Origin of the sequence: Azotobacter salinestris (assembly GCF_009363155.1) — a bacterium.
Taxonomy (GTDB): Bacteria; Pseudomonadota; Gammaproteobacteria; order Pseudomonadales; family Pseudomonadaceae; genus Azotobacter; species Azotobacter salinestris.
The window spans coordinates 1,951,061-1,971,188 of record NZ_CP045302.1 but is presented as its reverse complement, the minus strand read 5'-3'; the positions used below and the strand labels follow the sequence as shown (position 1 = coordinate 1,971,188).

Sequence of the window (20,128 nt, the reverse complement as noted above, 5' to 3'; positions counted from 1 at the left end):
TCTGGGTCTTTCGGCTGAAAAAGGCCCCAGTGTAGCAAACGAGGGCTTTTTCGCATGCCTGCCCGACGAGCTAGCCTCAGAGGAACAGGGTGGGACCGTGGCGGCTGCCGTCCTCGGGGAACCTCAGGCCGACCTTGCGCACCCGGTCGCCTTCGGTATCGGCCACGGTCCAGGTCAGGCCGTTCCATTCCACCTGGTCGCCGACTACCGGATGGCCGCCGATCAGGCCGGCGATGAAGCGGCCGAGCGACTGGTTGCCATCGATGCCGTCGAGCTTCAGGCCGTAGAGCGCCGCCAGGGCGGACAGCTCGGCATCGCCCTCGAGCACGAAATCGCCGAAGAAGCGCAGGTCCTTGCCGCGCTGCGGGGGCTGGCTGAACAGCTTGCCGAGACTCGGCAGGTCCTCCTCGTGGCCGATCACACAGAGCAGGTCGCCGACCTCCAGGCGGGTGCTGCCGGACGGGTGGAGCAGTTGCCGACCGCGGAACAGCGCGGCGATGCGCGTGCCGTCGGGCATCTTCAGGTCGCGCAGGGCGGCGCCGACGCACCATTTGCTGGCGCTCAGGCGATAGATGAACAGCTCCCACTGGCTGGTAGGGTGGATCTGCAGGCCGATCCGCGAGATCGGCGTGGGCGAGGGCGGCACCTCGACCCGGGCCTTGCGCGCCGCCCAGCCGAGGGTGGTGCCCTGCAGCAGCAGCGATACCAACACGATGAAGAAGGCCACGTTGAAGTACAGGTTCGCCTGGGGCAGCCCGGCCATCAGCGGAAAGACCGCGAGGATCACCGGCACCGCGCCGCGCAGGCCGACCCAGGAGATGAACAGCCGCTCGCGCAGGTAGAAGTTGGGGAACGGCAGCAGGCCGAGGAACACCGACAGCGGACGGGCGACGAGGATCATCCACAGCGACAGGGCCAGCGCCGGCAGGGCGATGGGCAGCAGTTGGCTGGGCGTGAGCAGCAGGCCGAGGACCAGGAACATGCCGATCTGGCTGATCCAGGCCAGGCCGTCGAACATGTGCAGGATGCCGTAGCGGTTGCGGATCGGCCGGTTGCCCATCAGCAGGCCACAGACATAGACGGCGAGGATGCCGCTGCCGCCGATCGCCCCGGCGGTGGCGTAAATCATGATGCCGCCGCTGACCGCCAAGAGCGGATAGAGGCCGTCGGCCACGTCGAGACGGTTGATCAGCTGCAGCAGCAGCCAGCCGCCGGCGAGCCCCAGGGCGACGCCGATGCCGAACTGCTGCACCAGGCTGAGCAGTACGCCCCAGCCGAAGCCGGTCTGGCCGGAGGCGAGCATCTCGATCAGGGTCACGGTGAGGAACACCGCCATCGGATCGTTGCTGCCCGATTCGATCTCCAGGGTGGCGCCGACCCGCTCGTTGAGGCCCTTGCCGTTGAGCAGGTTGAACACCGCCGCGGCGTCGGTGGAGCCGACGATGGCGCCGATCAGCAGGCCCTGCAGCAGGCTGAGGTCGAACAGCCAGGCGGCGGCCAGCCCGGTCAGGCCGGAGGTGACCGCCACGCCCAGGGTGGCCAGCGACATCGCCGGCCAGAGCGCGACGCGGAAGGTGGCCACGCGGGTGCGCATGCCGCCGTCGAGCAGGATGATCGCCAGCGCCAGGTTGCTGACCAGAAACGCCAGGGAATAGTCGTCGAAGACGATGCCGCCGATGCCATCGACCCCGGCGAGCATGCCCACGCCGAGGAAGATCACCAGGATCGGGATGCCGAGCCGCGTGGACAGGGAGCTGAGCAGGATGCTGGAGCCCACCAGCAGCGCGCCGATCAGGAACAGGGTGTTGATGGTGGCGGCATCCAAAACAGGGGGTCTCCAGGGCGGCCGGCAGAAGGGTCCACGCATATATGCATTGGGCGTGCCAACGGATTAAAACCGCTGCCTTGCCCGGCTGTCAAAGACTATGTTCGGCGCTTTCGGAAGGGCGGGAGCGGCTGCCCGTCGGCATGCCGACGGGGCCTTCGGAGCGGGATGGGAAGCTGTCTGCGACGCGTGCCGGGGCCCGCTCCGCAGGGGCACCGGCACGTTCTGCGGGGCTATCCCGGCTGCTTGTTCTCGCTGCGTCGGCGCTCGGTGACCGGGATGCCGCCGATGCCCCAGTTGTCGGTGTCCACCTCGTCGATCACCACCACGGTGGTCGCCGGGTTCTTGCCCAGTACCTCGACCAGCAGGCGGGTGGCGCCTTCGATGAGCTGGCGTTTCTGTTCGGTGGTCGCGCCTTCGCGGGTGATCTTGATGTTCACGTAGGGCATTGCTGTATTTCCTTGTGCAGGGTGTGGACGGGGATCAGCCAGGTCCAGGCGAGCGCCCAGAGCAGGGCGCCGGCGCCGAGGACGAAACTTTGCGTCAGGCTGCCGCCCAGGCCGATCCAGAGCCCGGCCAGCCAGGGGCCGGTGAGCTGGGCGCCGCCGTACAGGGCGATCAGCGCGGCCGACAGGCGAGGTCCCTGATGCGGCTGCAGGCTGCGGGCCAGTCGCTGGGTCAGCAGCACGCTGCCGACGAAGGTCCCGCCCACCAGCACGGCGCAGAGCAGCACGCCGGTCGCGCCCGGCCAGAGCAGCGGCGCGGCGGCGCCGAGGGCCTGCAGGGCGTAGCTGGCGAGCAGCGCTCGGCGGTCGCCCAGGCGTGTGCCCAGGTGGTTCCACAGCGGGATCGACAGCAGGCAGGCGAGTGCCGTCCAGCGCCAGGCGCCTTCGAGCAGCGGATCGCCGGCCGGCAACTGCTCGCGGGCCAGGGTCGGCAGGAAGGTCATCGGCAGGATGTAGCCGAGGCCGGCGCCGGCATAGGCGAGAAACAGCGGTGTGCTGGCCCGGTCGAACAGCGCCGTGGCGGGTGTTGTGCCTTTTCCGGTGCCGCTCGCCGGGCGGGGCGGCAACTGCAGGCGGGCGAGCAGCCAGGCGCCGAGCAGGGCCAGCGGCACGGCCAGGGCGGCCATCGGCAGCCAGCGCCGGGCGCCGGCGAGCGCGTCGGCCGGCCAGTTGGCCAGGCCGTTGGAGAGCAGCAGGCCGGCGGCGAAGCCGAGGTAGACCAAGCCGCTCAGCCCGGCGCGCTGCCGACTGGCCAGCCATTCGAGGACCAGCGCTGGGGCGAGAACGAACACCACGCCGTTGCTGACGCCGTTGGCCAGGCGCAGGGCCAGCAGCAGCGCGTAGTCGCTGGCGAAGCATTGCGCCAGGGTCAGCAGGGCGTTCAGCAGCAGAGCCAGAATCAGGCCCGGGCGCAGCCGTGACGGGGTGTGGAGAACCAGGGCGAGCAGGGCGCCGAGCAGGTAGCCGACGTAGTTCCAGGTCGCCAGCTGCGAGCCCTGCTGCAGATCGAACAGGCCGTCGGCGAGAAAATGCGGCAAGAGCGGGGTGAAGGCGAAGCGGCCGAGGGCGTGCACCACCACCAGGGCGGCACTGCCGCCCAGCAGGGCGAGGAGGATCTGACGGGGCGGTGCGCTCATGGGCGAGGCTCTCTTGTGGTCTTTTATTTACCTTAGCGATTGCCTGGGAAATACTGCCAGTGAAAAATATTGAAGCGGATTTTCACTTTTGATGTGGTCGAGGTGCCCATGTCCTCCTGGGAACGACTCAATCCCCAGCTACTGCGTCATTTCCTCGCGGTCAGCCGCACCGGTTCGCTGATCGGCGCGGCCCAGGAGCTGCACTGCGTGCCGTCGAACGTCTCCGCACGGCTGCGCCAGCTGGAAGCGCAGCTCGGCGTCGCACTGTTCCAGCGCCAGGCCCAGCGTCTGCGCCTGACCCCGGCGGGAGCGCGCCTGCTGCCCCATGCCGAGCAGCTGGAGCAGCTCTGCCGGGCGGCCTGGAGCAGCGTCCAGGAGGATCTCTGGGCCGGCGAGCTGCGCCTGGGCTCCATGGAAACCACCGCTGCCGTGCGCCTGCCGGAGGTGCTGGCGGCCTTCCACCGGGAGGCACCGCGGCTCGACCTGAGCCTGGTGACCGGCACCAGCGGCCATCTGCTCGGCGAGGTGCTCGCCGGCCGGCTCGACGCCGTGCTGATCGGCGGCCCCTACGAGGACCCGCGGCTGCATGGCGAGGTGATCTGGCACGAGGAACTGGTGCTGGTGCTGCCGGCGGGGCAGACCCCCGAGGGGCTGAGGCAGGCCCCGGTGACCCTGCTCGGCTTTCCCAATGGCTGCCACTACCGCGAGCGCCTGCAACGCTGGAGCGAGCGCCAGCGCCTGCAGATCGGCGCGCGGCAGAGTTACGGCTCGATCGATGCCATTCTCGGTGCCGCCGCCGCCGGCATGGGCGTCGGCCTGCTGCCGCGCAGCCTGCTGGAGCTGCACCCGCGCGGCAGGCTGGTGTGCTGGCAGCCGATCGAGGCTGACCTGGCGGCGGCGCCGACGCTCCTGATGCGCCGCCGCGATGCGCCGGCGCACGGCGCCCTGGAGCGCCTGGTCGAGCTGCTGCGGAGCCTGCCTGTGCAACCCTCTGCTTGAGGCGGACGGCAAGCGGGTAAACTGTGCGCCCCGAGGAGTTTCGCAGCCATGAATTACCGCCACGCCTTCCATGCCGGCAACCATGCCGATGTCCTGAAACACCTGACCCTGGCCCGCCTGATCGCCCTGCTGGCGCGCAAGGAGAACCCCTTCGCCTACCTCGACAGTCATGCCGGCGTCGGTCTGTACGATCTGCAGGGTGATGCGGCCAGCCGCACCGGCGAGTGGCTGGAGGGCATCGCCCGCCTGTGGGATGCGGCGGGCCTGCCCGCGCCGGCCGCCGATTACCTGAACGTAGTACGCGAGATGAACGCCGACGGCGTGCTGCGCCACTATCCCGGCTCGCCCGAACTGGCGCGCCGCCTGACCCGGCCGCAGGACCGCCTGCTGCTCAACGAGAAGCACCCCAAGGACGGGCGTCTGCTCAAGGAAAACATGGCCGGCGACCGGCGCGTCGCGGTGCATTTGGGCGAGGGTTGGCACCTTCCGCGGGCCCTGCTGCCGGTGGCGGAGAAGCGCGCCCTGCTGCTGATCGACCCGCCCTTCGAGCAGCCCGACGAGCTGGAGCGCTGCGCCCAGGCGCTGCAGGAGGCGATCGGGCGCATGCGCCAGACGGTAGTGGCGATCTGGTATCCGATCAAGGATCTGCGGCAGCTCAAACGCTTCTATCAGGACCTGCAGAAAAGCGGCGCGCCCAAGCTGTTGCGTGCCGAACTCTACGTGCATCCGGCCGATGATGCGCAGCGCCTGAGCGGCTCGGGCCTGGCGATCGCCAACCCGCCGTGGGGGCTGGAGGAGGAGCTGCGCCAGCTCTTGCCCTGGCTGGCCGAGCGCCTGGCGCAGAGTGAGGGCGGCTGGCGGCTGGACTGGCTGATCGAGGAGCAGCCGGCCGCCGCCAAACCCGTCACCAAATCCGCTGTTCAGGCGATCGGGCGCAAGGGGCACAAGGGCTGATCAGGCCGGCGGCAGGCAGACACCGGTGCTGCCCAGCCCGCAGTAGCCGCCGGGGTTCTTCGCCAGGTACTGCTGGTGATACTCCTCGGCGTAGTAGAACGGCGGGGCGTCGGCGATTTCCGTGGTGACCGGGCCGTAGCCGGCCCTCGCCAGCTCCGCCTGGAAGCGCTCCCGGCTGGCCTCGGCGGCGGCGCGCTGGGCGGCGTCGAAGCAGTAGATGGCCGAGCGGTACTGGGTGCCGATGTCGTTGCCCTGGCGCATGCCTTGGGTCGGATTGTGGATTTCCCAGAAGGTCTTCAGCAGCGTCTGGTAGTCGGTTTCCTGCGGATCGAACACCACCAGCACCACTTCGGCGTGCCCGGTCAGGCCGGAGCAGACCTCCTCGTAGGTCGGATTCGGCGTGAAGCCGCCGGCGTAGCCCGCCGCCGTGCTCCACACGCCGGGCTGCTGCCAGAAGCGCCGCTCGGCGCCCCAGAAGCAGCCGAGGCCGAACACGGCCTGCTGCAGCCCGGCCGGGAAGGGCGGTTTCAGGGGGTGGCCGTTGACGTAGTGGGCCGCCGGCACCGGCATGGCCTCGGCGCGTCCGGGCAGCGCCTGGGCGGGGTCGGGCAGGGCCAGCTTGTGGGCGAGAATCTGCGAGCGCAGCACCATGGGAGTTCTCCTGGGGATCGACGAGGCGTCATCTATCCTAGGGGCTGTTGGCGTTTTGGAGTAGGTTCACGTCAAAAGGTCGACCGACCCTGGCCGCGCGGACATAAAAAAGCCCCGCCACGAGGGCGGGGCCGAAGGTCAAAGAGCGTAGCGGGTTCGCTCTTCAAGGGAAGTTCACAGCAGCATCGAACGGATATCCGCCAACACGTCGCCGAGACGTTTGGTGAAGCGCGCCGCGGCGGCGCCGTTGATCACCCGGTGGTCGTAGGACAGCGACAGCGGCAGCATCAGGCGCGGCTGGAAGGCCTTGCCGTCCCACACCGGCTGCATGCTGGCCTTGGACACGCCGAGGATCGCCACTTCCGGTGCGTTGACGATCGGCGTGAAGCCGGTGCCGCCGATGTGGCCGAGACTGGAGATGGTGAAGCAGGCACCCTGCATGGCGTCGGCGCCGAGCTTCTTGGTGCGCGCCTTCTCCGCCAGTTCGGCGGCCTCGGCAGCCAGCTGCAGCAGGCTCTTCTGGTCGACGTTGCGGATCACCGGCACCAGCAGGCCGTCCGGAGTGTCCACGGCGAAGCCGATGTGCACGTACTTCTTGCGGATCACCGCCTGGCCGTTGGGCGCTAGGGAGCTGTTGAACTCCGGCAGCTCCCTGAGCAGGTAGGCGCAGGCCTTGAGCAGCAGCGGCAGCACGGTCAGCTTGACCCCGGCCTTCTCGGCGACGGCCTTCTGCGCGACGCGGAAGGCTTCCAGGTCGGTGATGTCGGCCGAGTCGAACTGGGTCACGTGCGGCACGTTCAGCCAGCTGCGGTGCAGGTTGGTGGCGCCGATCTGCATCAGGCGGCTCATCGCCACCTCTTCCACTTCGCCGTACTTGGCGAAGTCGACCGCTGGAATCGGCGGGATGCCCGCGCCACCGGCCGCGCCGGCAGCCGGCGCCTCCTTGGCCTTCTGCATCATCGCCTTGACGTAGGCCTGCACGTCCTCCTTGAGGATGCGCCCGCGCGGACCGGTGCCGTTGATCGCCCCCAGTTCGACGCCGAACTCGCGAGCCAGCTGGCGCACGGCGGGACCGGCATGCACCTTGGCGCCGTTGCGGGTCGGCGCGCCGACCGGAGCCGGGGCAGCTGCCGCCGGAGCGGCCGCAGCGGCGGCCGGCTTGGCCGGGGCTGCTGCAGGCGCGGGGGCCGGCGCAGCACCGGCGACGCGCAGGGTGAGGATCGGATCACCGGTGCCGACCTCGGCGTTCAGCTGGACGGCGATGCTTTCCACCACGCCGGCGGCCGGGGAGGGAATCTCCATGCTGGCCTTGTCCGACTCCAGCACGATCAGCGACTGCTCGGCCTGGACCTGGTCGCCGGCCTTGACCAGCACTTCGATGACGCGCGCCTTGCCGGCCGAGCCGATGTCCGGGACCTTGACCTCCTGGGGACCGGCAGCGGCCGGAGCCGCCGGAGCGGGCGCCGCACTCGCTGCCGCCGGGGCGGAGGCTGCGGGCTGGGCCGGGGCGCCGCCGGTGGTGCGCAGGGTGAGGATCAGATCGCCGGTGCCGACCTCGGCGTTCAGGGCGATGGCGACGCTCTCCACCACGCCGGCGGCCGGGGAGGGGATCTCCATGCTGGCCTTGTCCGACTCCAGCACGATCAGCGACTGCTCGGCCTGGACCTGGTCGCCGGCCTTGACCAGCACCTCGATGACCCGCGCCTTGCCGGCCGAGCCGATGTCGGGAACCCGGATTTCCTGGGTCACGGCTTCGGCAGCGGCGGGAGCGGCCGGGGCTCCGGCGGAGGCGCCGGGAGAGGGCGCCTCGGCCTCGTCGACGGCCTGGGTCGGCGCGGCGGGCACGGCCGCCGCTTCAGCCGGCTTCGCCGCGGCACCGGCGGCAGGCTCCAGCTCGATGATCGCGTCGCCTTCCTTGAGCTTGTCGCCCAGCTTGACACTCACGCTCTTGACCACCCCGGCCTTGGGGCTGGGAACTTCCATGCTGGCCTTGGCGGACTCCAGCACCACCAGCCCCTGCTCGACCTCGATGAGGTCGCCGGTCTTGACCAGCAGCTCGATGACTTCCCCATCGCCGCCGATATCGGGTACGCGGATGATTTCGCTCACGATGGCTCTCCTCAGCAGTCCAGGGGGTTGCGCTTGTCGGGGTCGATGCCGAACTTGGCGATGGCCTCGGCCACCACCTTGGGTTCGATGTCGCCGCGATCGGCCAGCGCTTCCAGCGCGGCCAGCACGACCCAGTAGCGATCCACCTCGAAGAAATGACGCAGCTTCTTGCGGGTGTCGCTGCGGCCGAAGCCATCGGTGCCGAGCACCTTGTATTCGCGGCTCGGGACCCACTGGCGGATCTGGTCGGCGAACAGCTTCATGTAGTCGGTGGAAGCCACCACCGGACCCTTGCGGCCGTTCAGGCACTGCTCGACGTAGCTCAGCTCCGGCTTCTGTTCCGGGTGCAGGCGGTTGTGGCGCTCGACGGCCAGGCCGTTGCGGCGCAGCTCGTTGAAGCTGGTCACGCTCCACACGTCGGCGGCGATGTTGTAGTCCTCGCGGAGGATCTTCGCCGCCTCGCGCACTTCGCGCAGGATGGTGCCGCAGCCGAGCAGCTGGACGTGGTGCGCGGCGTCGCGCTTGTCCTCCTCGAGCAGGTACATGCCCTTGACGATGCCTTCCTCGACGCCTTCCGGCATGGCCGGCTGGGCGTAGGCCTCGTTCATCGCGGTGAGGTAGAAGAAGACGTTCTGCTGCTCCTCGGTCATCTGACGGATGCCTTCGCGGATGATCACCGCCATCTCGTAGGCATAGGTCGGATCGTAGCTGCGGCAGTTGGGGATGGTCGAGGCGAGGATGTGGCTGTGACCGTCCTCGTGCTGCAGGCCTTCGCCGTTGAGCGTGGTGCGTCCGGCGGTGCCGCCGACCAGGAAGCCGCGCGCCTGGCTGTCGCCGGCCGCCCAGGCCAGGTCGCCGATGCGCTGGAAGCCGAACATCGAGTAGTAGACGTAGAACGGCAGCATCGGCTGGTTGTGGTTGCTGTACGAGGTCGCCGCGGCGATCCAGCTGGACATGGCGCCGGCCTCGTTGATGCCTTCCTCGAGGATCTGGCCCTTCTTGTCCTCGCGGTAGAACATCACCTGGTCCTTGTCCACCGGCTCGTAGAGCTGGCCGACCGAGGAGTAGATGCCGAGCTGGCGGAACATGCCCTCCATGCCGAAGGTGCGCGCCTCGTCGGGGATGATCGGCACGATGCGCGAGCCCAGCTCCTTGTCCTTGACCAGTTGCGCGAGGATCCGCACGAAGGCCATGGTGGTGGAGATTTCGCGGTCGCCGGTGCCGTCGAGGATCGCCTTGAGGGTGTCCAGCGGCGGGGTCGGGATGCTGATGCTCTTGTTGCGGCGCTGCGGCACGAAGCCGCCCAGGGCCTCGCGGCGGCTGCACAGGTACTTCATTTCCGGGCTGTTCTCGTCCGGCCGGTAGAACGGCAGGCTTTCCAGCTCCTCATCCTTCAGCGGGATGTCGAACTTGTCGCGGAACAGCTTGAGGCTCTCGACATCGACCTTCTTCACGTTGTGGGCGATGTTCTTCGCCTCGCCGGCACCGGTGCCGTAGCCCTTGATGGTCTTGGCGAGGATCACGCTCGGCTGGCCCTTGTGGTTGACCGCCTGGTGATAGGCGGCATAGACCTTGTAGGGGTCGTGGCCGCCACGGTTGAGCTTCCAGATGTCCTCGTCGGACATGTCCTTGACCATCTCCAGCAGCTCGGGGCGCGCGCCGAAGAAATGCTTGCGCACGAAGGCGCCGTCTTTGGCCTTGTAGTTCTGGTAGTCGCCGTCGACCACCTCGTCCATGCGCTGCTGCAGCAGGCCGGCATGGTCCTTGGCGAACAGCGGGTCCCAGAAGCGGCCCCAGACCACCTTGTTGACGTTCCACTGGGCGCCGCGGAACACGCCTTCGAGTTCCTGGATGATCTTGCCGTTGCCGCGTACCGGGCCGTCGAGGCGCTGCAGGTTGCAGTTGATGACGAAGATCAGGTTGTCCAGCTTCTCGCGGCCGGCCAGGGCGATGGCGCCGAGGGATTCCGGTTCGTCGCACTCGCCGTCGCCCATGAAGCACCAGACCTTCTGCTTGCCGGGGGCGATGAAGCCACGGTCTTCCAGGTACTTCATGAAGCGCGCCTGGTAGATCGCCTGGATCGGGCCCAGGCCCATGGAGACGGTGGGGAACTGCCAGAAGTCCGGCATCAGGTGCGGGTGCGGGTAGGAGGACAGGCCATTGCCGTCGACTTCCTGCCGGTAGTTTTCCAGCTGTGCCTCGCTGAGGCGGCCTTCGAGGAAGGCGCGGGCGTAGACGCCGGGAGAGGCGTGGCCCTGGAAATAGATCAGATCGCCACCATGTTCGGCGGTCGGCGCCTGAAAGAAATAGTTGAAACCGATATCGTAGAGGGTGGCGCTGGAGGCGAAGGTGGAGATGTGGCCGCCCAGGTCCGGGTCCTTCTTGTTCGCCCGCATGACCGTGGCCAGCGCGTTCCAGCGCACCAGGGAGCGGATGCGGCGCTCCATGAACAGGTCGCCGGGCATGGGCGCTTCATGGGTAACCGGAATGGTGTTGCGATAGGGCGTCGTGATCGCGTAAGGCAGTTGGGCGCCCGTGCGGGTGGCCAGCTCGCCCATCCGGGTCAGCAGATAGTGGGCGCGGTCTTCGCCTTCTTGATCGAGGACGGATTCGAGCGAGTCCAGCCACTCCTGGGTCTCGATGGGGTCAAGGTCTTGCATGTCTTGCATGTCTTGCTCCATAGCGGAAGGCCTCCCTGAGTTGGGAGCCTGGATGCGCTGCCGGCCTTATGGGCGGCAGCGGGATTGTTGTTAGTGGGGTCGGCGGGTGATCCGACTGTCTTGTAGTTTTACTACAAAACAATGGCGCTTTCAGCCCCCTCCCACGGATTTTTGTAAAATTACCCCGCGGGTCGGACTCAGCCGCTTGCGGAAAGTCTGGCCGATACAGGACATGAGCATGAGCCTACCTACGCTGATCGCCCTTCCCCCCTCGCTGGAAACCCTGGCCAACCGCGCCCTGGAGGCGTTCGAGCAGGCCGCCGGCATGCTCGGCGACAGCCCGGCGACGCCCTTTCCCGCCTGGCCGCAGATACGTCGTGCGGCCTTCGCACGGGTCTGCGCGAACAGCGAATTCGTTGCCGAACAGGCACTGCGCGATCCGGCCACGCTCCTGCAGCTGGCCGACAGCGGCGCCCTCGAGCGTTCCCTGGCGCCGGACGAACTGCGCGGAGAGCTGGCGGCGCTGCTCGCCGACTGCGAGGGCGAGGAGGAGCTGGGCCGGCGGCTGCGGCGCTTCCGCCATCGCCAGCAGCTGCGCATCGTCTGGCGCGACATCACCCGTCAGGCCGATCTGGTCGAGACCTGTCGCGACCTCTCCGAGCTCGCCGACGTCTGCATCGACCTGGCCTGCCACTGGCTGCACACGCGGCTCTGCGCGCAGTTCGGCACGCCGATCGGGCGTCGCTCCGGGCGCCCGCAGCAACTGGTGGTGCTCGGCATGGGCAAGCTGGGCGCCGGCGAGCTGAACCTGTCCTCGGACATCGACCTGATCTTCGCCTACCCCGAGGGCGGCGAAACGGCAGGGGAGCGGCGCAGCCTGGACAACCAGGAGTTCTTCGTCCGCCTCGGCCAGAAGCTGATCAAGGCGCTGGACGCCATCACCGTGGACGGCCAGGCCTTTCGCGTCGACATGCGCCTGCGCCCCTACGGCTCCAGCGGGCCGCTGGTCTACAGCTTCAGCGCCATGGAGCAGTACTACCAGGACCAGGGGCGCGACTGGGAGCGCTATGCGATGATCAAGGCGCGCGTGGTCGGCGGCGACCGCGAGGCCGGGCGCCTGCTCCTGGAGATGCTGCAGCCGTTCGTCTACCGGCGCTACCTGGACTTTTCCGCGATCGAGGCGCTGCGCGATATGAAGCAGCTGATCCGCCAGGAGGTGCGCCGCAAGGGCATGGCGGACAACGTCAAGCTGGGCGCTGGCGGCATCCGCGAAGTGGAGTTCATCGCCCAGGTGTTCCAGCTGATCCACGGCGGCCGCGACCGTAGCCTGCAGCAGCGGCCGCTGCTGAAGGTGCTGACAACCCTCGAGGGGCAGGGCTACCTGCCGCCGGCGGTGGTGGCCGAGCTGCGCGAGGGCTACGAGTTCCTGCGCTACACCGAGCATGCCCTGCAGGCCATCGCCGATCGCCAGACGCAGATGCTCCCCGACAACGAGCTCGACCGGGTGCGAGTCGCCAGCATGCTCGGCTGCGCCGACTGGGAGGCCTTCCTCGGCCGGCTGGCGCACTGGCGCGAGCGGGTCGACTGGCACTTCCGCCAGGTGATTGCCGTCCCCGGCGAGGACGAGACGCCCGAGGAGCGGCCGGTCGACACCCAGTGGCTGCCGTTGTGGGAGAGTGCCGGGGACGAGGCGTCGGCCTGCCGGCAGCTCGCCGAGGCCGGCTTCGCCGATCCGCAGCAGGTCTGCCAGCGCCTCGCGGCGCTGCGCGGCGGCACTCAGGTGCGCAGCATGCAGCGCCTCGGCCGCGAGCGCCTCGATGCCTTCATTCCGCAGCTGCTGGCCCTGGCGGTGGAGCAGGGCGACCCCGATCTGGTGCTGGAGCGGGTGCTGCCGCTGGTCGAGGCGGTGGCGCGACGTTCGGCCTACCTGGTGCTGCTCACGGAAAATCCTGGCGCCCTGCAGCGGCTGCTTGTCCTCTGTGCGGCCAGTCCTTGGATCGCCGAGCAGATCGCCCGCTTCCCCCTGCTGCTCGACCAGTTGCTCAACGAGGAGCGCCTGTACAGCCCGCCGCAGGAGGCTGAGCTGGCCGCCGAGCTGCGCGAGCTGCTGCTGCGCATTCCCGAGGACGACCTGGAGCAGCAGATGGAGGCGCTGCGCCATTTCAAGCTGGCCCACCGGCTGCGTGTCGCCGCCTCGGAAATCGCCGGCACCCTGCCCTTGATGAAGGTCAGCGACTACCTGACCTGGCTGGCCGAGGCGATTCTCGAACAGGTGCTGAACCTCGCCTGGCGGCAGATGGTCGCCCGCCATGGCAACCCCAGGCGCGGCGACGGCAGCCCCTGCGATCTGGATTTCATCATCGTCGGCTACGGCAAGGTCGGCGGCATCGAGCTGGGCCACGGTTCGGACCTGGACCTGGTATTCATCCACGACGGCGATCCGCAGGCCGAAACCGACGGCGCCAAGCCGATCGACGGCGCGCAGTTCTTCACCCGCCTGGGCCAGCGCATCGTCCACCTGCTCACCGCGCAGACGCCGTCCGGGCAACTCTACGAGGTGGACATGCGCCTGCGCCCGAGCGGCAACGCAGGGCTTCTGGTCAGTTCGCTCGGCGCCTTCCAGCGCTATCAGGAGCAGGAGGCCTGGACCTGGGAGCATCAGGCGCTGGTGCGTGCCCGGGTGCTGGTCGGCAGCCCGCGGCTGGCCGCCGACTTCGCCCAGGTGCGCACCCAGGTGCTGGCCCGTCCGCGCGAGCTGGACGGCCTGCGCCGCGAGGTCGGCGACATGCGCGCGAAGATGCGCGCCAACCTGGGCACTGGACTCACGGCCGCCGGCACCGCGGAGAACGCCTTCGAGGCGGCGGTCCCCTTCAATCTCAAGCAGGATGCCGGCGGTATCGTCGATATCGAATTTATGGTGCAATATGCGGCCCTCGCCTGGTCGCACCAGCATCCAGAGCTGTTGCGCTACACCGACAACATCAGGATTCTGGACGGCCTCGCGCAGGCCGGCCTGCTGCCGTGCGACGAGGTTCGCCTGCTGCAGGAGGCCTACAAGGCCTATCGCGCCGCAGCCCATCGACTGGCCCTGCAGAAGCAGCCGGGCGTGGTGGGCGGCGATCAGTTCCAGGACGAACGTCGTGCGGTCATGCGGATCTGGCGGGAGCTGGGGTTGAGCTGAGCGGGGCGCCTGCGGGGGCCTGCCGAAAGGGGTGGCGCAAGGGCGCCGCCCGGTCTGGATGTGTATTACGTAGCGAATTCTCTTGAGGAGCAGGCTAATTATGTCGATGGCCGACCGTGATGGTGTGATCTGGTACGACGGCGAACTGGTGCAGTGGCGCGATGCGACCACCCATGTGCTGACCCACAGCCTGCACTACGGGATGGGCGTGTTCGAGGGCGTGCGTGCCTACAACACCCCGCAGGGCACGGCGATCTTCCGTCTGCAGGCACACACCGACCGCCTGTTCGATTCGGCGCACATCATGGGCATGAAGATTCCCTTCACCAAGGACGAGATCAACGAGGCGACCCGCGCCGCGGTGCGCGAGAACAAGCTGGACAGTGCCTACATCCGCCCGCTGGCCTTCTACGGCTCGGAGGGCATGGGTCTGCGCGCCAGCGGCCTGAAGGTCCGCGTCATCGTCGCCGCCTGGCACTGGGGCGCCTACATGGGCGAGGACGCGCTGGAGCAGGGCATCAAGATCCGCACCAGCTCCTTCACCCGCCACCATGTGAACATCACCATGACCCGCGCCAAGTCCAGCGGCGCCTACGTCAACTCCATGCTGGCCCTGCAGGAGGCGATCTCCGGCGGCGCCGACGAGGCCCTGCTGCTCGATCCGGAAGGCTATGTGGCCGAGGGTTCGGGGGAGAACATCTTCATCGTCAAGGACGGCGTGATCTACACCCCGGAAGTCACCGCCTGCCTGAACGGCATCACCCGCAACACCGTGCTGACCCTGGCCCGCGAGATGGGCATCGAGATCGTCGAGAAGCGCATCACCCGCGACGAGGTGTACATCGCCGACGAGGCCTTCTTCACCGGCACCGCCGCCGAAGTCACGCCGATCCGCGAAGTGGACGGCCGGCAGATCGGCATCGGCCGCCGCGGTCCGGTCACCGAGAAGCTGCAGCGCGCCTACTTCGACCTGGTCACCGGCAAGACCGACGCCCATTCCGAGTGGCGCACCCTGGTCAAGTAAGCCGCATGCCGCGTAGGTTGGGTTGCGGGCGGTGCCCGGAACCCAACAGGGGGCTTGCCCGCTGGCGCCGCGGCAGTTCCTGCGGCGCTCGACCCAACCTACGAGCTGTCGAATTCCCATGAATATTCTAATCATCGGCCCGAGCTGGGTCGGCGACATGGTGATGGCGCAGACCCTGTTCGTCTGCCTGAAGCAGCGCCATCCCGACTGCGCGATCGACGTGCTGGCGCCCGACTGGAGCCGGCCGATCCTCGAACGCATGCCCGAGGTGCGCCGCGCGCTGAGCTTTCCGTTCGGCCATGGCGTGCTCGATCTGGCCGGCCGCCGCCGCATCGGCAAGTCGCTGGCCGGACAGTACGACCAGGCGATCCTCCTGCCCAATTCGCTGAAGTCCGCCCTGGTGCCGTTCTTCGCCGGCATCCCCAGGCGCACCGGCTGGCGCGGCGAGATGCGTTACGTCCTGCTCAACGACATCCGCCGGCTGGACAAGACGCGCTATCCGCTGATGATCGAGCGCTTCATGGCCCTGGCCTATGCGCCGGGCGCCGAACTGCCGCGGCCCTATCCGCGGCCGGCCCTGCGCATCGAGCCGCAGAGCCGTGCGGCGGCGTTGCAGAAGTTCGGTCTGCGCCTCGGCCGGCCGCTGCTGGCGCTCTGTCCCGGCGCCGAGTTCGGCGAGGCCAAGCGCTGGCCGGCCGAGCACTACGCCGCGGTGGCCGAGGCCAAGCTGCGCGCCGGCTGGCAGGTCTGGCTGTTCGGCTCGAAGAACGACCACCCGGTCGGCGAGGCGATCCGCGCGGCCCTGACGCCCGAGCTTCGCGAGGCGGTGGTCAACCTGGCCGGGGAAACCAGCCTCGCCGAGGCCCTCGACCTGTTGTCCTGCGCCGATGCGGTGGTGTCCAACGACTCCGGGCTGATGCACGTGGCCGCCGCGCTGGGCCGCCCGCTGGTGGCGGTATACGGCTCCACCTCGCCGCAGTTCACCCCGCCGCTGGCCGAACAGGTGGAGATCGTCCGTCTGGGCCTGGACTGCAGCCCCTGCTTCGAGCGCACCTGCCCCCTCGGCCACTACAACTGCCTGCGCGAGCTGGCTCCGCAGCGGGTGCTGGATGCCCTGCAACGCCTCGCCGGCGATCCCCTGTCCGTCCCGCAGCCGCAGGAGCACTGAGTGCGCGTACTGCTGATCAAGACTTCCTCGCTGGGCGACGTCATCCATACCCTGCCGGCGCTGACCGACGCGGCGCGGGCGCTGCCCGGCATCCGCTTCGACTGGGTGGTGGAGGAGGGCTTCGCCGAGATTCCCGCCTGGCACCCGGCCGTGGAGCGGGTGCTGCCGGTGGCCATTCGCCGCTGGCGCCGCAATCTCTGGCAGACGACTACCCGCGCCGAGTGGCGGCGCTTCCGGCAGAGCCTGGGGGACAGCCGTTACGACCTGGTGATCGACGCCCAGGGCCTCCTGAAGAGCGCCTGGCTGACCCGCTTCGGCGGGGCGCCGGTGGCCGGGCTGGATCGCCGCTCGGCACGCGAGCCGCTGGCCAGTCTCTTCTATGGGCGCCGCTATCCCGTGCCCTGGGGCCAGCACGCGGTGGAGCGGGTGCGCCAGCTGTTCGCCCAGGCGCTGGGCTACTCCGTGCCGGCGACGGTCGGCGACTACGGCCTGGACCGCAGCCGGCTGGCCACGCCGGCGGCCGCGCCCTACCTGCTGTTCCTGCACGGCACCACCTGGGACAGCAAGCACTGGCCGGAAAGCTACTGGCGCGGGCTGGCCGAGCGCATGGCCGGGGAGGGCTGGGCGGTGCGCCTGCCCTGGGGCAATGCGGCGGAGCAGGCGCGCGCCGAGCGTATCGCCGAGGGGCTGGCGGCGGTCGAGGTGCTGCCCAGGACCAACCTCGCCGGCATCGCCGGCATCCTCGCCGGGGCGAGCGCCTGCGTGGCGGTGGATACCGGTCTCGGCCACCTGGCGGCAGCGCTGGACGTGCCGACCATTTCCCTCTATGGGCCGACCGATCCGCGCCTGACCGGTGCCTATGGCCGCCACCAGCGCCATCTGACCAGCGACTACCCGGCCTGCGTGCCCTGCCTGCAGAAGACCTGCAGCTACCGGCCGACCGAGGAGGACCGCCAGCGGCTGGACCTGAGCCGCGAGCAGCCGGTGTGCTTCAGCCGCCTCGCCCCGCAACGGGTGGCCGGCGAGCTGCAGGCGCTGCTGGACGAGGCGGCGTGCCGATGCTGAACGGGCCGGCCCTTTTCATCGTGCCGGTGCGCCCGGCGCCGATCCATGCCTTTGCCGACAGGATCTCCTGATGCAGCTGGCCTTCATCCTCTACAAGTACTTCCCCTTCGGCGGGCTGCAGCGCGACTTCATGCGCATCGCCCTGGAGTGCCAGCGGCGTGGGCACGCCATCCGCGTCTACAGCATGATCTGGGAGGGCGAGATTCCGCCGGGCTTCGAGGTCCTGATCGCTCCGATCAGGGCGCTGTTCAACCATCGCCGCAACGAGAGGTTCACCGCCTGGGTACAGGCCGACCTGGCGCGCCGCCCCGTGGACAGGGTGGTCGGCTTCAACAAGATGCCCGGGCTGGACGTCTACTACGCCGCCGATCCCTGCTACGAGGACAAGGCGCAGACCCTGCGCAACCCGCTCTATCGCCTGTGGGGACGTTACCGGCACTTCGCCGATTACGAGCGCGCGGTGTTCGCGCCGCAGTCCAGGACGCGGATCCTGATGATCTCCGAAGTACAGCAGCCGCTGTTCGTCAAGCACTACGGCACCCCGGCCGAGCGCTTCCATCTGCTGCCCCCGGGAATCTCCAGCGATCGCCGCGCGCCGGCCGACGCGGGTGAGATCCGCGCCGACTTCCGCCGCGAGTTCGGCCTGGGCGACGACGACCTCCTGTTGGTGCAGATCGGTTCCGGCTTCAAGACCAAGGGGCTGGACCGCAGCCTCAAGGCGCTCGCCGCGCTGCCGGCAGCGCTGAAACGGCGCACCCGGCTGATCGCCATCGGCCAGGACGACCCCCGGCCTTTCCAGCTGCAGGTCAGGACGCTCGGCCTGTCCGGACGGGTCGAGATCCTCAAGGGGCGCAACGACATTCCGCGCTTTCTGCTCGGCGCCGACCTGCTGATCCATCCGGCCTACAACGAGAACACCGGCACCGTGCTGCTCGAGGCACTGGTCGCCGGGCTGCCGGTGCTGGTCACCGATGTCTGTGGCTATGCTCACTACATCGCCGAGGCAGGCTGCGGGCAGGTGCTGCCCAGCCCCTTCGAGCAGGAGCGCCTGAGCCGGGTGCTCGCCGGGATGCTCGAGGACGAGGGACAGCGGGCGCTCCATCGGCGCAACGGTCTGGCCTACGCCGCAACCGCCGATCTCTACTCCATGCCGCAGCGGGCCGCCGACCTGATCCTGACGGGGCAGGACGCGTGAGCCTCTTGCCGGGTGCAGGCGCCAGCATGCTTGCGATATCGTGGTTCGCTGAAGATCGCCAGCACACTGGCTCCTACAGGGATGTATGTCCATGCAGTTGATTCTCTCCGAACCCTTCAAGTCCCTCTGGGCCGGGCGCGATGCCTTCGCCGAGGTCGAGCGCCTGCAGGGCCGGGTCTACCGCGAGCTGGAGGCTCGCCGCACCCTGCGCATCGAGGTGGCCGGGCGCGGCTACTTCGTCAAGATCCACCGCGGCATCGGCTGGGCCGAGATCCTCAAGAACCTGCTGACCGCCAAGGCTCCGGTGCTCGGTGCCGCCCAGGAGTGGACGGCACTCCGGCGTCTGACCGAGGCGGGGGTTCCGACCATGCATCCCGTGGCCTTCGGCGAGCGTGGCAGCAACCCGGCGCACCAGCACTCCTTCCTGATCACCGAGGAGCTGGCGCCGACCCTCAGCCTGGAGGATTTCTGCCTCGACTGGCCGAGCCGGCCGCCGGCGCCGCGCCTGAAGCGCGCGCTGATCGCCGAGGTGGCGCGGCTGACCGGCGACATGCACCGCGCCGGGGTGAACCACCGCGATTGCTACATCTGCCATTTCCTGCTGCACACCGACCGGCCGATCGAGCCCGACAGCCTGCGCCTGTCGCTGATCGACCTGCACCGTGCGCAGACCCGGGCGCGCACGCCGCGGCGCTGGCGCGACAAGGACCTGGCCGCGCTGTATTTCTCGGCGCTGGACATCGGCCTGACCCGGCGCGACAAGCTGCGCTTCCTGCGCGGCTACTTCCGCCGGCCGCTGCGCCAGATACTGCATGAGGAAGCCCGGCTGATCGCCCGTCTCGAGGCTCGAGCCGGACGGCTGCTGGCACGCTTCCAGCGCAGGGCGGCGGAGGGCAACCCGCTATGAGCTCCTGGCAATTGGCCCCCGACCTGGAGCCGGCGGCGGCCGAAGCCTTCGTCAGCCTGGATGCGGTCTTCGCCCTCGAGGGCGAGCGGGTGTCCCGGGATCCGCTGTCCGACGTGATCCGCGTCGAGCTCGCCGGCGTGCGCTACTACGTCAAGCGCTACCGCTCGGCGGGCAAGGGCCTGCGCCGCTATCTGGGGCGGCCGCGGGTCAAGGCCGAATGGCAGAACCTCAAGTGCTTCGCCAAGTGGGGCATTCCGACCGCCTCCCTGGCCGCCTGGGGCCTGGAGCGCAGCGCCGGGGCCTTCCTGCGCGGCGCGCTGATCACCCGCGAACTGCCCGGCACCAAGGATCTGGCCCGGCTGGCCAAGGACAACGATTCGCGCCTGTCCGATCCGCACTGGGTGGACGCCGTCAGCCGTCAACTGGCCCGGGCGACCCGGACCATGCACGATCACCACTTCGTCCACAACGACCTGAAGTGGCGCAACCTGCTGGTCGACGACGAGGGTCGGCTGTTTCTCATCGACTGCCCGGTGGGCGGCTTCTGGTGGGGCCACTGGCTGCGCTGGCGAATCGTCAAGGATCTGGCCTGCCTGGACAAGGTAGCCAAGTACACGCTGTCGCGCACCCAGCGCCTGCGCTTCTATCTGCAGTACCGCCGGCGCAGCAGGCTGAATGCCAGCGACAAGGTGCGCATCCGGCAGATCCTGAAGTATTTCGAGGGGCGCGAATGAGCGTGTGCATCCCC

The 20,128-nt window shown here is 68.9% G+C and carries 15 protein-coding genes; 9 read left to right on the top strand and 6 right to left on the bottom strand.

All coding sequences use genetic code 11. The annotated features are described in order from the left end of the window. Positions 1 to 76: 76 nt before the first annotated feature. From GCU53_RS09255 to GCU53_RS09245, 3 genes are all read right to left on the bottom strand, one after another. On the bottom strand, positions 77 to 1,825 hold the full coding sequence (locus GCU53_RS09255; RefSeq protein WP_152387353.1) for a potassium/proton antiporter: 1,749 nt from the start codon (positions 1,823 to 1,825) through the stop codon (positions 77 to 79). Between the two features lie 233 nt (positions 1,826 to 2,058). Further along, positions 2,059 to 2,274 (bottom strand): 2-hydroxymuconate tautomerase family protein, encoded by a 216-nt coding sequence (locus GCU53_RS09250; RefSeq protein ID WP_152387352.1) that lies wholly within the window; start codon positions 2,272 to 2,274, stop codon positions 2,059 to 2,061. Continuing rightward, positions 2,262 to 3,467 (bottom strand): YbfB/YjiJ family MFS transporter, encoded by a 1,206-nt coding sequence (locus tag GCU53_RS09245; protein WP_152387351.1) that lies wholly within the window; start codon positions 3,465 to 3,467, stop codon positions 2,262 to 2,264. The genes GCU53_RS09250 and GCU53_RS09245 overlap by 13 nt, the downstream gene beginning before the upstream one ends. 108 nt (positions 3,468 to 3,575) lie before the next feature. Here GCU53_RS09245 and GCU53_RS09240 point away from each other — a divergent pair, with 108 nt between their 5' ends. Both GCU53_RS09240 and GCU53_RS09235 read left to right on the top strand, forming a co-directional pair. Next, complete coding sequence (locus GCU53_RS09240; RefSeq protein WP_152387350.1) at positions 3,576 to 4,466, top strand: LysR substrate-binding domain-containing protein; 891 nt, start codon at positions 3,576 to 3,578, stop codon at positions 4,464 to 4,466. A gap of 48 nt (positions 4,467 to 4,514) precedes the next feature. Beyond that, positions 4,515 to 5,420, top strand: a complete 906-nt coding sequence (locus GCU53_RS09235; protein WP_152387349.1) for a 23S rRNA (adenine(2030)-N(6))-methyltransferase RlmJ — start codon at positions 4,515 to 4,517, stop codon at positions 5,418 to 5,420. Here the strand turns inward: GCU53_RS09235 and msrA are convergent, their stop codons facing one another. The 3 genes from msrA to aceE form a co-directional block, all read right to left on the bottom strand. Next, the gene (gene msrA / locus GCU53_RS09230) at positions 5,421 to 6,071 is read right to left on the bottom strand and encodes a peptide-methionine (S)-S-oxide reductase MsrA (protein ID WP_152387348.1); all 651 of its coding nucleotides are present in this window, start codon (positions 6,069 to 6,071) and stop codon (positions 5,421 to 5,423) included. 174 nt (positions 6,072 to 6,245) lie between these two features. Beyond that, positions 6,246 to 8,180, bottom strand: a complete 1,935-nt coding sequence (gene aceF / locus GCU53_RS09225; RefSeq protein WP_152387347.1) for a dihydrolipoyllysine-residue acetyltransferase — start codon at positions 8,178 to 8,180, stop codon at positions 6,246 to 6,248. Positions 8,181 to 8,191: 11 nt separating this feature from the next. Beyond that, entirely contained in the window at positions 8,192 to 10,840 is a 2,649-nt protein-coding gene (gene aceE / locus GCU53_RS09220; RefSeq protein WP_152389841.1) for a pyruvate dehydrogenase (acetyl-transferring), homodimeric type, read from the bottom strand. A 238-nt stretch (positions 10,841 to 11,078) separates the two neighbouring features. Between aceE and glnE the strand changes: the two genes are divergently transcribed. The 7 genes from glnE (at position 11,079) to GCU53_RS09185 (ending at position 20,114) form a co-directional block, all read left to right on the top strand. Next, positions 11,079 to 14,021 carry a bifunctional [glutamate--ammonia ligase]-adenylyl-L-tyrosine phosphorylase/[glutamate--ammonia-ligase] adenylyltransferase gene (glnE, locus tag GCU53_RS09215; RefSeq protein ID WP_152387346.1) on the top strand — a complete coding sequence of 981 codons (2,943 nt, stop codon included), beginning with the start codon at positions 11,079 to 11,081 and terminating at the stop codon, positions 14,019 to 14,021. Positions 14,022 to 14,121: 100 nt separating this feature from the next. Then, the gene (locus tag GCU53_RS09210; protein ID WP_152387345.1) at positions 14,122 to 15,045 is read left to right on the top strand and encodes a branched-chain amino acid transaminase; all 924 of its coding nucleotides are present in this window, start codon (positions 14,122 to 14,124) and stop codon (positions 15,043 to 15,045) included. Between the two features lie 118 nt (positions 15,046 to 15,163). Then, on the top strand, positions 15,164 to 16,213 hold the full coding sequence (gene waaF / locus GCU53_RS09205) for a lipopolysaccharide heptosyltransferase II (protein WP_152387344.1): 1,050 nt from the start codon (positions 15,164 to 15,166) through the stop codon (positions 16,211 to 16,213). Further along, entirely contained in the window at positions 16,214 to 17,278 is a 1,065-nt protein-coding gene (gene waaC / locus GCU53_RS09200; RefSeq protein ID WP_152387343.1) for a lipopolysaccharide heptosyltransferase I, read from the top strand. 70 nt (positions 17,279 to 17,348) lie between these two features. Continuing rightward, the gene (locus GCU53_RS09195) at positions 17,349 to 18,473 is read left to right on the top strand and encodes a glycosyltransferase family 4 protein (protein WP_152387342.1); all 1,125 of its coding nucleotides are present in this window, start codon (positions 17,349 to 17,351) and stop codon (positions 18,471 to 18,473) included. Between the two features lie 91 nt (positions 18,474 to 18,564). Then, complete coding sequence (gene rfaP, locus GCU53_RS09190) at positions 18,565 to 19,380, top strand: lipopolysaccharide core heptose(I) kinase RfaP (protein WP_152387341.1); 816 nt, start codon at positions 18,565 to 18,567, stop codon at positions 19,378 to 19,380. Further along, complete coding sequence (locus GCU53_RS09185) at positions 19,377 to 20,114, top strand: lipopolysaccharide kinase InaA family protein (protein ID WP_152387340.1); 738 nt, start codon at positions 19,377 to 19,379, stop codon at positions 20,112 to 20,114. The genes rfaP and GCU53_RS09185 overlap by 4 nt, the downstream gene beginning before the upstream one ends. Positions 20,115 to 20,128: the final 14 nt, after the last annotated feature.